Genomic DNA, 16,187 nt, shown 5'->3' on the forward strand with positions numbered 1-16,187 from the left:
TTAGTCTACAACTTTTATAAAAATGTTGTGAGCTAACTCTAAAGGAATTTTAATTTCATCAGAATCATCTTTTAAGACTCTGATAGTAGAAGATCTAGAAGTATTAGAAGTTTTTGAAGTTAAATCAGTTCCAATATCAATTCCTAATTCATGGACTTTACTAATTGAATCATTTCTACCTCTTATAAAGAAAACTTCTCCATTAGCATTTTCATTTAATTCAGTTAAAGATAATAATGTTACATTTCTATTATCTATATCTTCAAAATTATGAGTAGAATCACATTCATCACAGTTTTTAAAATCTAAATCACATGCAGGAATGATGTTATCAGTCGGACATAAATCAGGATGTTGTAATAAATGACATAATGCTCTTTCAGCTTCATCAGAAAGAGAATGCTCCATTTCACATGCCTGTTTGTGAATATTTTCTGGATTAATATTTAATACTTCAGATAAAAATTTTTCTAAAATTCTATGTTTTCTAGTAATTTTTTGAGCTAATTTCATACCTTCAGTAGTTAAAATTGCTCCTTTATAAGGAATATATTCAATATATCCTAAAGATTCTAATTTTTTAAGCATTTGAGTAACGCTACCTGGAGCTATACCTAAATTTTTAGATATGGTAGTTGTAGAAACTTTTTCTCCATTACTCCCATTTCTATAAAGAACTTCTAAATATTCTTCAATATTTTCACTTAATTCTTTTTTCATAATATTTCCTCTAAGAATATATAATTATTTATATTAACTTATATAAAAAGTTTGCCATACCTAAAAATATTTATGGTAGAAAAAATTTTACAAAAGAATTAAATTTTTAAAATAAAAAAAAAGAAAAAAAAGAAAATTAGAATGGTAATATTTCATAGCGTCCTTTGATAACAACAGATCCAGTATTCCAGTTATTAATAACACCTAAGGAATTTCTAGAACTAGTTGTATCAGCAGTTACCCATGAACCATCGATATTAATTTCAGCCCAAACGTGCCCAATCCATCCACTTGAGAAATAACAATTTCCATGAACATATCTAGCAGTTAACCCTGATTCTCTAAGAAGTGCAATTAATAAATGAGTTTGATCACAACAATTTGCACCACCTGAACTCAAAGCACCTTCAGCTCCTTTAATTGTATCATAATAAGATTGATAATTAATATTATCTCTTACATAATTAAATAATACAGTAGCTATTTCACGTTCAGAAGTGAGACCTGCAGTTAAAGATTCAGCTAAAGCTTTAATAGTTGCACTTGAACCACCTGAATAAACAATAGATACTTGACTAGGCAATCCACCATTTTCATCATAATAAGATAAAATTCTTGAAACAGAATCCACCAATTCATAATAAATAATGTTACCTACAGCACTGCTTGCATAATTAGGAGCATATCCATTAGATACAATAAATGATGCAACACGAGTGAAAACATCCACATATTGATCTTTAGTAAGGTGAGTATTTAATAATACACCAGTAGGATTTGGAGCAACAGCAACATTTAAAACAGCAATATTAGAAAAGTCACCTTTATTAATATTACTAGTTGCAACAGACATTAAGTATAAAACTTGAGCTACTGAATACAATTTATCATTAATAGTTACAGAATCTGGTAATGCTTCATTAGCAGAATAGTAATTTTTCAAATAAACAGCAGCAGCAATAATATTGTTAAGAGATATAGAATCTCCAGAACTTCCAGTTTCATTACTTCCTTCAAAACTAACTTTAGTTAAAATAGTGCTTTTTGAACCATCTTTTTCAAGTCCAGATACTCCACAGTAATCAGCATCACAATAACCACAAGTTAATTCTCCTTCAGGAGTATTTTTAGGGTTAACAAGTAAAGAACCATAATAATTACAATGAGGACAATAATTTAACCAAGTTGAAGTATAATAAATATATTGATAACCTGAATCAGCAACACTTGGAAGCATTGTAACAGTGTATGTATAATGATCTAATAAATTAGAAGCATATACATAATTAGGAAGCACAAAATTATTATTAGCAAAATTTAATACTTTTGCAAAAGTATAAACTAAAGTATTGTATTGAATTAATCCGATAGCACTATTTAAATTAGTTGGTGCAACTTTATTAGAAGCAATGTAATTAACACAATCATTTGCAGTAACTAAAAAGTCAGCTGAATATAATAATTCATTTAATACATCACCAGTTGAAGCTCCATTATTAGATACTTCAATAATAGTGAAAGTACTAGCTGAATTATAATTATAAATTGCATTAGACATTAAATACAAAAATTGTGAAACTGAAATATCTTTACCTCCAACTGAAATGTGTGTAGGTAATATTCCATTACTTTCAATAAAAGTTTTTAATGAAGCAGCAGCTGAAGTGATGTCATTTAAAGAAACAGTTTCTCCAACATTTTCACCACCAGATGCAGAACTATCATCTAAATTATTAAAATTTATAATATTACTTACACCAAATCTGAATATAATAGATCCTGCAGCACCAGCATTTAATGCAATTTGGGCATCATTAGATAATTCTGCAGCAGATAATAATGTTAAATCATCATCTGAAACATAACCTTGTAAACCTACCCAAACTTTTGCACCACCTGAATTTTGCACAAACCAATTAGTGGTTGAAGCAATCCATGAGGTTCCAGCATTATAATTACCTTTATAAATCATCGGAACAATTACATCCAAATATTTACTTAATGTTAGTACATCTTGACCATAAACAGAAGGATTTGAAGTAGTCTCAGGCATTATAGCTGCAGATAATATTAAATTAGAATTAACAGCTTTTACTTGAGTAGTAAGATCTCTAACAAAGTTACTAATAACTTGTGTAGCTGAAGGATATTTATTAGCACCACCAGGATATCTAAGATAATCTAAGTGAATACCTGCAACACCATTAATATTAGCATAAGAAACAGCTTCAGCTATTTTTTTATTAAGTAAATCAGTATTAACATTGCCATCAATATCCACAGGATAAATCCAACCACTTTCATAAAATGCTTGCATCCAAATATGTACATTAATACCATATGAAGCTGCAGAAGCAATCCAAGATTCAACATTAGCTTTTCCATGTGAACTAATTGCAGCAAAATTCAAGAAAATGTTTCCAATTCCATTAGCTTTCATAGTTGCAAGATTTACATTGTACATGTCTCTACCAAATACCCAATAACCATTTGCATTTGTATTTAAAGTATCAGGTCTTGCAATTACTTCAATAGCTGTAGAACCAGAAGAAAATAGATATCCGCCAGATTGCTCGAATTTATAAGCAACATTATAAAATCCTGTTGCTAAGTTGATATTTATTGAACCAATACCATTTGAATCAGTTGTTCTAGTATAATCAACACCATTAATAGTGAATATTATATCTTTATCAGCTAATGGTTTACCATTATTATCTAATAAGATAACTTGATATTGACTAGTTTCGCCTTGATAGAAAATTGTAGATCCATGATTAACAATCATAGTTTCAACTAATTTAACAACAGCAATTACTTTAGAACCATTAACTCCTTTAAGCTTTGAATTTCCAGCAAAAGAATAAGTGATATTATAAGTCCCTTGACCTAAATTAATAGTTAAATATGCATTACCATAAGCATCAGAAACTCTATTATAAGTTACTCCATTAATATATATAGCAATAACCTGATTAACTAGATTAACACCATCTACATTTAAATTTACTTTAAATTGTTCTCCCGTACCTTGACCAATATTAGTAGTCTCAGAACTTATAGTGGGATCAATATTCTTTTTAATAACAGTTAAGTTATTAGAACCTTCACTAGTTGCATAATTTTCATCTTTAAATTTATAATCGATAATATAATTATTAGGATCTAAATTAATGTTAATTTTAGCAATACCATTTTCATCAGCATATCTTAAGTATTCAATTCCATTAATTGTAAAGTAAACAGAAGCATTAGCAATAGCATTACCTGCTTTATCAGTTACTAAAACAGCAAATCCTTCGCCATTTAAATGGAAAATTAAAGTATCATTACCTTGAATATTTGAAAAAGGTTTTGATTCAACAGTTAATTTTGAAGTTAATTTACTAGCTAAATATTTATCAATGCCTTTAAATTCCCAATTGACATCATAAGTACCAGCTGCTAAATTAATATTATATGTAGCGAAACCATTTGAATTAGTAGTTAATGTATATAATTGGTTATTTACAGTAAGATGTACAGTTTGATCAGTTAATAAATTGCCTAATTGATCATACAAATAAGCACCTAAATTAGCTGATTCACCAGCTGCTACAGAAATATTTTCAGCTTTTATATTTGTACTAGCTTGTGCAAGAATTTTAACATTATATCCTAGTTGAAGCCCATCATGATGATTGATAACAGATATTATGTAATTATTTGGATCTAAATTAATGTTTAATCTTGCAATACCTTCAGAATTAGTATCTCTTTTATACAAGACTCCATTAATATTAAATTCCACATAGCTATTAGCTATAGGATTACCATATTTATCTAAAATTTTAGCAAAAAATCCATTACTATCTAAGTGAACTTTAGTAAGATCTTCAGCTAAAATAGTTGGATTTACTACAACCATATTCGATGTCTCATAACCAGTATCTGGATGAATTGCAGTTAATATATATTTATCTGGACGTAAATTAATATTTAATTTTGCTACCCCATCAGAATTAGTAGTTCTAGTATAAAAAACACCATTAATATTAAAAGTAACATTGGTATTTGCCAAAGGATTACCTTGACCATTTAAAAAACTAGCAGTATATGGAGTATCACCTAAATATAATTTATTTACATCATCACCAAAAATTGTTTCTTTAACAAGGACAGTATTAGTTGCTTTAGATACAGCATAATTTCCTTCGCCTTTAAATTCAGAAGTTATAGTATATGTACCTGGATTTAAATTAATAGATAATTTAGCTGTACCTGTAGCATCAGTTTCTCTATTATAGGAATTACCATTAATTGTAAAAACTATTGTTTGATTAGCTAATGCATTACCATTTTTATCGGTTAAAGTAGCAGTAAATCCAGTTCCGTTTTTAAAGAATAAGTCAACATCAGATGTATTTAAAGTAGTATTTATCTCTGAAGATAAAACTTCATAACTTTCAACATCCTCATTTAAACCATAATAATTATATTCATTTGAATTACCATAATTTTCATGTTGAGTTATAATATTATTATTATCAATTTCTAAGTCAGTTGACTCACTTTGATAATTTAAATTTGAATAATCACTATCATCAAGTGCACTTATTGCTCCCATAGTGGAAAAAATTAAACACAATAATAAAACACTTAATGCTATTTTTTTCATTATAATATTTTAACCTCCATTAAAATAATGATTCTTAGTCATGAAAATAATTTTTTTTCATGCAATATGAGATTTATGTAAAAAGGTATTTAAAGCTTTTTATTTAGAATACCTCATTAAAAACAATATATTTTAAAAAGTACAGTACAAAATAAATGAATTATTAAAAATAAACTTTAAAAATATTAGTATTAAAGCTAATAAGATAAAATATACTAAAAATATAATTAAAGTATTGAATATTGAAGATATTGAAAAGAAAAACTATAATTATCTTGTATTAAATAAAAAGAAAGAATAAAAAGATTAACAAATAAAAACTATAAATAAAACTAAATCTAATTAAAAACAACAAAAAACAGCAGTTAAATTAAAAAATAAAGAAATATGATGAATTTTAAAAAAAATTACATCATTGGAGGCATACCGCCCATACCACCAGGCATTCCTCCAGGCATACCGCCCATAGGAGGCATACCACTATCATCATTACCTGATTCATCAGTACCAGTAGATTCTAAAGCACCTCTAGCAGCTACCATATCATCAATACGTAAAATCATTTCACAAGCCTCAGAAGCTGAATTAATAGCTTGGAATTTAACTTTCAAAGGTTCTAATACTCCTTCTTTTTCCATATCAACAATTTCACCATTAATAACATCTAATCCCATGTTTTTGGAGTTTTCATGTGATGCTTTTAAATTTGTAACCATATCAATAGTATCTAAACCTGCATTTTCAGCTAATGTTCTTGGAATTACTTCAAATGCATCAGCAAAAGATAAAATAGCTATTTGTTCTTTTCCACTAATAGTTTCAGCATAAGATTTAATTTGTTTAATTAATTCAATCTCACAAGCAGCTCCACCAACAACAACTTTACCATCTTCAATAGTTGCAGCAACAACACCCAATGCATCATCTAAAGCTCTTTTAACTTCTTCAGTTACATGACGAGTACTACCTCTTAAAATAATAGAAGTTGCTTTAGGATCTTCACATTTTTCAAGGAAAGTTACTTCATGATCAAATATTTTATCAACATAATAATGGCCAGCATGACCTAAACTTTCACTATTTAAATCATCAATATTTGAAACAAATTTAGCTCCTGTAGCTTTAGAAATTCTTTCAATATCAGTATTTCTAACTCTTTTATAAGAAATAATACCTGCATGAGTTAAAGCATTTTCAGCTGCCTCATCAATACCTTTTTGACAGAATAGAACATCTGCACCAGATGCAATAACTTTATCTACAATATCTTTAAGCATTTCTTTTTCATTATCAATGAAAGCTTGCATTTGTGAAGGATCAGTAATTTGAACTTTAGAATCAATATTAGTCTTTTTAAATTCAATAGGATATTTTAAAACAGCTATTTTAGCATCTTTAATATCTCTTGGAAGAGATTTAGACATAGGTGCTTTATCAACTATAAGACCATCTACAATAAAAGAATCTTTAACAGAATCTCCAGAAATTCTTTGAATGTTAATTCTTTCTTTATCTACTTTTCCATCTTCTTCAACTCTTAAAGCTGCATCAACAATTAAATCAGAAAGCATTTCTTTTTCAAATTCTGCACCTTTACCAGTAATTGCAGTTTGAGCTATCTTTAATAAAGTATCTTTATCTTTACTATTAATAGAAATATCATTTAAAACTTCTAAAGCTTTAGCTAATCCATCTCTAAATCCTTTAATAACTAAAGGAGTAGAATATCCATCTTCTAATAATTCTTGTGCTTTTGAAAGTAATTCACCAGCTACTACAATAACAGAAGTAGTTCCATCCCCAACAACATCTTCTTGTTTTTTAGCTATTTCAACAAGCATTCTAGCTGCAGGTTGAGTTATATCCATTTCTCTTACTATTGTTGCACCATCATTAGTTAAAATAATATCTCCTAATGAATCAGTAAGCATCTTGTCCATTCCTTTAGGACCAAGAGTAGTTCTTATAATTCCTGCTAATGTTTTACAAGCATTAATATTCATACTTAATGCATCTCTACCTTTAAATCTCTGAGTATCCGCAGGTAATATAAAAATTGGTTGATTATTTGCCATAGTTTCACCTAAATAAATTTAATTAAAATAAAAGACATTAAAGTCAAAAATAATTAATATATTATTACTGGGTTTAAAGTAATATAAAAAACTTTCGAAAAAAAATAAAAAAAATTAACTAAAAAAATTATAACTGTTTAATTTCTTTAGCTATGTTTTTACCAAGTTCATAACATTTATCATAAACTTCACTATCTGGAACATAAGTTGTTTCAAATGTTTCAGCTATTTCATAACCAGCAGCCTCTAAATCTGTAGTTAATCTTTTATTTGATCCTCCACCCCATCCTTTTGAACCAAAGATAACTGTTTTTTTATTAAATGTAGTAGCTTTAAAGTTTAATGAAGTTAAATAATACATAATATCCCCTAAACTAGGATATGGATTATTCATTATTGTTGGTGAGCCAATAAAAATAGCTTTACTATCAAGTACATCTGTTACAGGATCACTTCTATCATCTTCATGCATGAAATAAGATTTAACTTCAACACCTTCAGACATAGCTCCTTCAGCCATGACATGAGCCATTTTTTGAGTAGAATGATGCATAGTATCATAAATAAATGTTATTTTATCTTTACATTTACCTGTTGCCCATTCAACATATTGATTGATAATCTTCTCAGGCTTTGTCCATATTTGACCATGTGATGGTGCAATCATCTTAATCTTCTCAACAATTCCTAAATCAGTTAGTTCTTTAACTTTATTCATAAAAATTCCAGATGATGGAGTGATTAAATTTGCATAGAATTTTTGAGATGCTTCCATTAAAACAGTTTCATTTGTTTCATAATCATATCTTTGACTTAAACATAAATGTTGACCAAAAGCATCATTTGAAAATAGGATTCCATCTTCCATATACATTGTAAACATACTATCTGGCCAATGGAGCATTGGAGCATTAACAAATGCTAAAGTTTTACCACCTAAATCTAATGTGTCTCCTGTACCAACTACATTAAAATCAAAATCCTTAAGATATGGTAAATGATTTTTTAAACCACTAACAGCCATTTTAGAACAGTATACTTCTACATGTGGGAACTTTTTAACAAATTCTACAAGTGATCCACTATGATCTTCTTCAATATGATTTTGAATAATTACATCAATTTTAAATTCTTTTCCTTCTTTTTTAAATGCATCTTCTACACGAGCCCATAGCTGAGCAGAAGTTCCAGGAAATACATTATCAATAAGTGCTGTCTTTTCATCACCAAAAACTAAATAACAATTATAAGTTGTACCATCTAATGTATATCCGTGATAATCTCTTAAATCCCAATCAAGAACACCAACCCAATATACACCTTCAGAAATTTTTAAACTATCTGCTTTCATTATTAACACTTCCTTTAAAAAAAATAATTTCGATATAATAATATTATATTATTAAGTAGTATAAATTTTTTAAGTAAAATATTTAAAAAAATTAATATGGAGAATCCTTTTTATTAATATTATCTTTAATTTTTTTATGTGCCTCACAAGAAAATCCTTGTTTTTGAGAGTAATTTCTTAATTTTTCAATAATTTCATTTGTTGGAATTGAAACAGGGCAATTAATAGAACATAATCCACATAAAGTACATTTAAATAATCCTGAATCATAGCTAGTTTCAGTATTTTTAATATAATTACTCATAGCTACTCCTCTACCACCTAAATAATTATTAAATCCGAATTCATTTCCAATAGCATTATAAACAGGGCAAGATATTATGCAGTTTCCACATCCTATACAATATAAACATTCTTTATTTGCTTTACTTCTCCCATTATCAAGTAATATAACAACAACCTTCTCAGCACCATACATATTTTTTAAAAGCTTTTTTTCAATATCTGCTGTTTTTGAAGGTCCAGATATAACATTCATATAACTTGTTACAGCACTACCAGTTGCATAAATTGTTTCAAGTTTAGCTATAGAAACTGCATCTTCAATAGTTTTTACAAATTTATCAATTCCAGCTACAACTATATGTAATTTTTTAGAAGCAATAAGTGAAATATTACCTTCATTATGAATTAAAACGATTGATCCATCTTCAGATGCAATAGAATTAGCACCAGATATACCTATATCTGATTTTTCCACTTTTTCTAAAACATCTTTTTTTACAAATTCCATAATTTCTTTTGGATCTGCTTTTAAATTTACATTTAATGCACCATTAACAATATTCTTAATTTCTTCTACATCCAAATGAGATGCAGGGCCAGTTGGATGAACAGGACTATTATCTCCTTTTTTTAATTGTAAAATTCTATCTCCTAAGTCTGTTTCAATAAGTTCATAACCATTATTTTTTAAAAACTTTGAAATTTGAATTTCACCTAAAGTATTTGATTTAGATTTAGCTATATATTCATTGTTTTTTTCATTTTTAACTAAATTTAAAATGATTTCCTGAGCTTTTAGATCATTTTGAGCTTTAAATACATTGATATCATTTTTTTTAAATGAATTAATAGCTTCATCCATTAATTCATCCATATTATTTATTGCATTAATTTTAATATCTTTAACTTTTTCTTGAAGTTCAATTGTTCGAGGAGTATCTAAGAAAGGTTTTGATTTATTTTTAACTGTATTAAATGAATTACGCATAGTTTTAAGTTCTTGGTCATTCATTTAATCACCTTTTCTAGAAATTCTGTAATGTCTAACACTTCAATTGGAGAACTTTCATTTAAATTTAATTTACAAAAAGGACAAGTAGTAATTAGATATTTACTATTAGTGTTTTTAATTTCTTCTACTTTAGATTTAGCTATTTGTTTAGAAATATCAGGAAAAGCAGATTTTACTCCTCCTCCTGCACCACAACAAATTGTATTTTCACGATTATTTTCTAATTCTTTTAAATTAGCTACAGATTTAATTACATTTCTTGGCGCATCTACTTCATTACAATGTCTTGACAGATGACATGGATCATGATAGCTAACATCTATATCTTTTTTGTCAAAATTAAGTTTATTATCATTTATAAGCTTTTCGATAAGTTGTGAGATATGTATAGCATCGACATCATCATAATCATTTTTAAATGCATTATGACATCCTGCACATGAAGTGATGACTGTTTCACCATCAAAATCTTTAATATTTTTTTCCATTTGAGTTTTAGCATCATCAATGAACCCTGTTCTAAGTAATACAGAACCACAACATTTTTCATCATCTAAAACTTTATAGTCAATTCCTGCAAGGCGTAATAATTTCTCTGTAGCTTCAGAAATATTATTATCTTTTTTTCTTGCAGTACATCCTCTAAAATAAATCATTTAAACAATCACCAAAAATTAATCTTTTTTATTATCATCTTTATCAAGATCAATTTCATTACGAATAGCTAATTCACGAACAAGTTTATTAATATCTTGTTGTAAATTTTCCATTCTAAAAAATAACTTAATAGACAAATATAATAAACCAAGAATAGATATAATTATTATAAAATCTAATCCTCGAGTTATACCAAAAATATCAGCCAAAATATTACTAAGACTTGGATCTAATGCAAATAAAAGAATAATTAACAATAAAAAAGCCCATAATAAAAATGACATTAAAGACATTTTATTATCTCTAAACCTTAAATAAACTAATATAATAGCTATAATACAAAAAGCTGTAAAAAATATTGGGTATAATGGTATCATAATATCACACTTAATCAAACATTTGTTTTATCATTCTTAACATAATTTTAATTCCAACAATCGCATTGGTTCCTTTTTTTTGAGTTTCATCAGTATAAATTGTTTTAATAGTAACTTCTTCAAATTTAAGATGGTTTCTATGAATCTCTTTAATAAATTCAGATGAAATAATATAACCTTGAGCTTCAATATTTAATTTTCGAGCTGCATTTGATGTGAATGCTCTAAAACCTGTTTGGGAATCTTTAACTTTTACTTTATAAAATAATTGAGTTAAAATAGTCATAACAGTGTTTGCAAACTCTTTACTTTTAGGCATATCATCAAAAGGTCTCGCTCCAATAACTGCTTCTGCATCACCATTAATTAATGGAATACATACTTTTTCAATGTCTTGAGGGTCATGTTGGCCATCAGCATCAAAAGTAACCAAGTATTTTGGATTATGTTTTAAAGCAGCATCTAAACCAGTTCTAGTAGCTGCCCCTGCTCCTCTATTAATGACATGAGATAAAACAAAAATATTATGTGGAAATTCTTTTTGAACTTCTTTTAAAATATTTAAAGTATTATCACTAGACCCATCATTTACAACAATGATTTTATAGCCTAATTTTGATACTTCTTTTAAAACTTTCCCAACACGACTTTCTTCATTATATGCAGGAATAATAACATATATAGATTCTTTATCTTCTTTTGAAATAGTAAAATTAGATTGCATATTAATCTTAAAGTTCGCCTGCGTCTTTTTTACCTTGTCTTAATCCTTTACCTGCATTTTTAACAAGTTCTTTGGGTTTAAACATTAATTTAATTAAGTTTTGAGCATGTTGGCGAGCCCTATTTTCTGCAACTATTTTAAGTTCTTTTGAATCTTCCTCTTCATCTTCATGAACAAAGACTTCTAAAATATGTTTATTTGTCATAAGTTGAGCTTGTATAATTCCTGTAGAGGCTTCATGAGCACATACTTTATCTTTTTCCATTGGTCCTGGCATACCTAAAGCCATTACAATTTCACAGTTTTCTTCTTCAATAAGTTTTTTAGAAGCAACAGGCAAGTCTTTAATACCTGGAACAGTTACTCTAATAATCTTTAAATCAGTTGCATTATTTTTAAGTTCGTCAATAGCTGCTGCACCCATATCAAAACGAGCAAAAGTAGTATCGCAAATTCCTATTCTCACATCTTCACCATGAAAAATTTATTTTAATATAATAACTATATATTTTCAATTATTTAAAAATATTTTATTTTAAATAATTTTTAATAACTTTTCTAGCTTGTGAAATTGTTAAAGGATAATTATCTGAAAATTTTAACTTGTCTTCTTTATCTAAAATTTCAAATAAATGAGCTATTTTTGGAAGACGTAAATTAGAATCCCTTATAAGTTCAATATCACTAAAAACTTCTTCAGGAGTCCCTTTTTTAATAATTTTCCCTTTATCCATTACAAAAACTTTATTAGCAAATATAGGTACCATATCAACATCATGAGTTGAAATTAAAATAGTCATTCCTTCTTCATTAAGTTCTTTTAAAAGATTTAATATATCTGATGCACCTTTAGGATCGAGTCCTGAAGTAGGCTCATCTAAAACCATGATTTCAGGTTTCATAGCTAAAATTCCTGCAATCGATACTCTTTTTTTCTCTCCACCACTTAAATGATGAGGTGGTTTTTTAGATGAATCAAGCATTCCAACAATTTTTAAAGCATCATTTACTCTTTTTTCAGTTTCCTCTTGAGATAAACCAATATTTAATGGTCCAAAAGCAACATCTTCTTCTACAGTTGATGCAAATAATTGATCATCAGGATTTTGAAAAACAATTCCTACTTTTTGTCTTACATTAATTAAACTTTTTTTATCATACTTTAAAAGTTTGCCATCAATTAAAACTTCCCCTTCATCAGGTTCATAAATTCCATTAAAATGTAAAAATAATGTTGATTTACCTGCACCATTTTTACCAAGTAAAAAGGCCATATCTCCTTTGTCTATTTCAAATGAAATATTATTAATTGCTTTATGACCATCAGTATAAGAATAAGAAATATTTTTTGTTTGTAATATTTTAATCACCTTTATTGTTTTTTGAAGGTTTATAAATTGGTAGTTCACCAGTATATCCTCTAGAATTTAATGCATGTTGCATAGTTTCACTCTTATCTAGAGATTTTATAAATAAATTTGAAAATAAAGAACCCAAAGACCTATAAGTATTTTTTGCACCAACATATCCAAGTCTTGTTTCTTGAGCTTTTCTCATAGTATCTAATTGATCTAAAAATATAAATATAGTTGAATACATTAAAAGTCCAATATCTATAATAATTATAGGAACTTTAAGTCTAGCTAATGTGTGAAATAGCTCAGCTATTGGAGTAGTTAAAGTTAAGAAACCTAAACAAGAAAAACATGCAAATACTCTACAAAATGTATAAATTCCTAAATTTAGAGAATCTTCTCTTGCAACTATACCAAAAATTCCAGTATTAAAAACTACTTCCCCACTACCAAAGAAAAATACTAGAAACACACATGATATAAATGCAAATACAAATGGAATTGAAATAAACTTTAAATAGTTTTTAAAAGAAATACCAGCTATTAAAACTATTAAAATAGCCATCCCAATAAATACAATAAAATCTAAAGTAAGATTATTTAAAAATAATGTTATTAGCATTATAGCTATTGATAAAGTTATTTTTAAATAAGAATTACTATTAGATAATCTATTATTATGTGCAATATAATCTATATCAAAATTCATATTATTCCCTATTTAAAATTATTTCTTGTGTTCATATCTCCAAGAAGCAAAATAATAGCCCATAACAAATGTACATATTCCTATAATAATGTAAATAGCTATATTTTTTAAATCTTCATTAATATCCATTGAAAACCAAGGTTCATAACCATCACTTGTAATAATCTCTTCAACTTCACTAGAATCTTCATGAGCACATATTGGAGTAATTGTGAGTATTATTGTAATTAAAATAATTAGTAATTTTTTCATAATGTCAACCTATATATTTTTAACTTCATTTTCTCCAAAAAGATTTAATTTTCTAAGTAATTTAGATTTATATTTTTTTAATGATGCCCAAATGAAAACAGTTATTATACCTTCAACAAATGCTAAAGGAATTTGAACAACTGCAAATATCAATAAAAACTTAATAAAAGCACTTATAAATGTCGGATTTGGAAAAGCTAATGCTAATTCCATAGCTATTATAATATATGTAAATAAATTTGCAAATACTGTTGCAGTAAATATTCCTATAAGTGATGATAAATTAGCCTTAATAATTAATTTATATATTAACCATGCACTGAAAGGTCCAATAATACCATATGCAAAAATTTCTGCTCCTAAAGTAGTTATTCCACCATAACCTAATAAAAATAGCTGAAATAATAATACAATTGTTCCAAGAACACATGTTACAAATGGTCCAAACAAAGATGCATTTAACCCATTACCTGTTATATGAGAACAAGTTCCTCCTATTGATGGAACATGTACAGATGATATAACAAACATATATGCCCCACTTACAGCTAAAAGAGATTTAGTATCAGGAATTTCATCAGTGATTTGTTTTATTTTAATAATCCCATAAACAACAAATGGTATAGAAACAATATACCAAAATATACACCAAATTGGTGGTAAAAACCCCTCCATAATGTGCATTTTTATCTTCTCCAATTGTATTTTTAAATAAAAAATAATATTATTACTTATAATATTTGTTAATAATACAATATAAATTTTATTTAAAAAAAAGAAGATAAAAAATAAAAAATGATTAATTAATCATCTTTACTTTTTTGACCTCTCCAATAACCAAAGAAGTAACCAATAATGATTGCACCTATAGCTGCTTGAAGAGCAAATAATAAACTTTCTATTTCACCACTTGGAGGTTCCCATAATGATTCTGCCCAAGGTTCATAGCCAGTTTCTTCAATAGCATCACCTGCAGCACCATCAGCACCACCAAAATATCCATCATCTTCACCTAATCCATTAAACATTACAAGAGGTGCAATTGCAATAATAGCAACTAAAACGAGTAAAATAATATTTTCTGTCCTCATATTCATATTAATCACCTAAGCTGTTGCTTCCTTTTTATTTGAAAATAAATTAAGTTTTTTAAGAATTTTAGGTTTGTATTCTTTTAAACCATTCCAAATTACAACAGTCAATAATCCTTCAGCTATTGCAAGAGGTATTTGAGTAATTGCAAAAATTCCTAAGAATTTAATTAAAGATCCTGTGAAAGTTGGATCTGGAAATGCAAGAGCAAGCTGGAATGAAGTTGCAACATAGGTCAATAAATCCCCTAAAAATGCTGCAAAGAAAATTGCAACTGTTGAAGGTAAATTAGCTTTAGTAATTGCTTTATAAACTGCCCAAGCAACAAAAGGACCAACAATACCCATTGAAAATACATTAGCTCCTAAAGTAGTTAAACCACCATGAGCTAAAAGTACAGCTTGGAAAAGTAAAACTATAACTGCTAAAACTGATGCAGCTGCAGGTCCAAAAAGAACTGCTCCAAGACCATTACCAGTAGGATGTGAACAACTACCTGTGACTGAAGGTAATTTTAAAGAAGATAATACAAACATAAAAGCCCCGCTTACAGCAAGTAATGCTTTAGTATCTGGATTCTCATCTGTTACTTTCTTAATTCGAATAATTCCATAAATAATAACTGGTATAGATAATATATACCAAATCGCACACCATTCTGGTGGCAAAAATCCTTCCATAATATGCATTTTAATTTCTCCAATAAATTTTAATATGCCATCAAAATATCTTGATAAGAGATAAAGAAATTTTGATAAAATTAAGTTTGATTTTATAGTTTATAAAGTTTATGAAAAATAGCAAAAAAGAATTATTTAGAATGAGGGTTGGCCAAAATTATTTTGGTTTTATTATTGTTTTCTCAATGAATATTAGTTTTTTAATAAAACATGGTACTTTATATACCATTTAATACAAATA

General features: G+C 27.5%; 15 protein-coding genes. All 15 read right to left on the reverse strand.

Annotated features, from left to right (window positions below; genetic code table 11):
* Window positions 1–720: an iron dependent repressor, metal binding and dimerization domain protein gene (locus ACA134_RS05725; RefSeq protein ID WP_409199466.1), complete on the reverse strand. Its 720-nt coding sequence runs from the start codon at window positions 718–720 to the stop codon at window positions 1–3.
* Between the two features lie 136 nt (window positions 721–856).
* The gene (locus ACA134_RS05730) at window positions 857–5,377 is read right to left on the reverse strand and encodes a transglutaminase domain-containing protein (RefSeq protein ID WP_409199467.1); all 4,521 of its coding nucleotides are present in this window, start codon (window positions 5,375–5,377) and stop codon (window positions 857–859) included.
* Between the two features lie 407 nt (window positions 5,378–5,784).
* Window positions 5,785–7,452: a thermosome subunit alpha gene (thsA, locus tag ACA134_RS05735; protein WP_409199468.1), complete on the reverse strand. Its 1,668-nt coding sequence runs from the start codon at window positions 7,450–7,452 to the stop codon at window positions 5,785–5,787.
* A 127-nt stretch (window positions 7,453–7,579) separates the two neighbouring features.
* Window positions 7,580–8,803, reverse strand: coding sequence for an FprA family A-type flavoprotein (locus ACA134_RS05740; protein ID WP_409199469.1), 1,224 nt, complete (start codon window positions 8,801–8,803; stop codon window positions 7,580–7,582).
* A 91-nt stretch (window positions 8,804–8,894) separates the two neighbouring features.
* Complete coding sequence (locus tag ACA134_RS05745; protein WP_409199470.1) at window positions 8,895–10,100, reverse strand: LUD domain-containing protein; 1,206 nt, start codon at window positions 10,098–10,100, stop codon at window positions 8,895–8,897.
* Complete coding sequence (locus ACA134_RS05750) at window positions 10,097–10,756, reverse strand: (Fe-S)-binding protein (RefSeq protein ID WP_409199471.1); 660 nt, start codon at window positions 10,754–10,756, stop codon at window positions 10,097–10,099. Before ACA134_RS05750 ends, ACA134_RS05745 begins: the two co-directional genes overlap by 4 nt.
* A gap of 18 nt (window positions 10,757–10,774) precedes the next feature.
* On the reverse strand, window positions 10,775–11,134 hold the full coding sequence (locus ACA134_RS05755; RefSeq protein WP_409199472.1) for a DUF2304 family protein: 360 nt from the start codon (window positions 11,132–11,134) through the stop codon (window positions 10,775–10,777).
* 10 nt (window positions 11,135–11,144) lie between these two features.
* Entirely contained in the window at window positions 11,145–11,864 is a 720-nt protein-coding gene (locus ACA134_RS05760) for a glycosyltransferase family 2 protein (protein ID WP_409201074.1), read from the reverse strand.
* 1 nt (window position 11,865) lies between these two features.
* Entirely contained in the window at window positions 11,866–12,324 is a 459-nt protein-coding gene (ribC, locus tag ACA134_RS05765) for a riboflavin synthase (RefSeq protein WP_409199473.1), read from the reverse strand.
* Window positions 12,325–12,388: 64 nt separating this feature from the next.
* Window positions 12,389–13,219 carry an ATP-binding cassette domain-containing protein gene (locus ACA134_RS05770; RefSeq protein ID WP_409201075.1) on the reverse strand — a complete coding sequence of 277 codons (831 nt, stop codon included), beginning with the start codon at window positions 13,217–13,219 and terminating at the stop codon, window positions 12,389–12,391.
* 1 nt (window position 13,220) lies between these two features.
* Window positions 13,221–13,922, reverse strand: a complete 702-nt coding sequence (gene cbiQ, locus ACA134_RS05775; RefSeq protein ID WP_409199474.1) for a cobalt ECF transporter T component CbiQ — start codon at window positions 13,920–13,922, stop codon at window positions 13,221–13,223.
* Window positions 13,923–13,940: 18 nt separating this feature from the next.
* On the reverse strand, window positions 13,941–14,174 hold the full coding sequence (locus tag ACA134_RS05780) for a hypothetical protein (protein WP_409199475.1): 234 nt from the start codon (window positions 14,172–14,174) through the stop codon (window positions 13,941–13,943).
* A gap of 9 nt (window positions 14,175–14,183) precedes the next feature.
* Window positions 14,184–14,858 carry a cobalt ECF transporter S component CbiM gene (gene cbiM, locus ACA134_RS05785; protein ID WP_409199476.1) on the reverse strand — a complete coding sequence of 225 codons (675 nt, stop codon included), beginning with the start codon at window positions 14,856–14,858 and terminating at the stop codon, window positions 14,184–14,186.
* Window positions 14,859–14,977: 119 nt separating this feature from the next.
* On the reverse strand, window positions 14,978–15,265 hold the full coding sequence (locus ACA134_RS05790; protein ID WP_409201076.1) for an energy-coupling factor ABC transporter substrate-binding protein: 288 nt from the start codon (window positions 15,263–15,265) through the stop codon (window positions 14,978–14,980).
* Window positions 15,266–15,280: 15 nt separating this feature from the next.
* Window positions 15,281–15,955 (reverse strand): cobalt ECF transporter S component CbiM, encoded by a 675-nt coding sequence (gene cbiM / locus ACA134_RS05795; protein ID WP_409199477.1) that lies wholly within the window; start codon window positions 15,953–15,955, stop codon window positions 15,281–15,283.
* Between the last annotated feature and the right edge of the window lie 232 nt (window positions 15,956–16,187).

It is taken from the genome of Methanobrevibacter sp. DSM 116169 (assembly GCF_046197865.1).
Taxonomy (GTDB): Archaea; Methanobacteriota; Methanobacteria; order Methanobacteriales; family Methanobacteriaceae; genus JAHKLT01.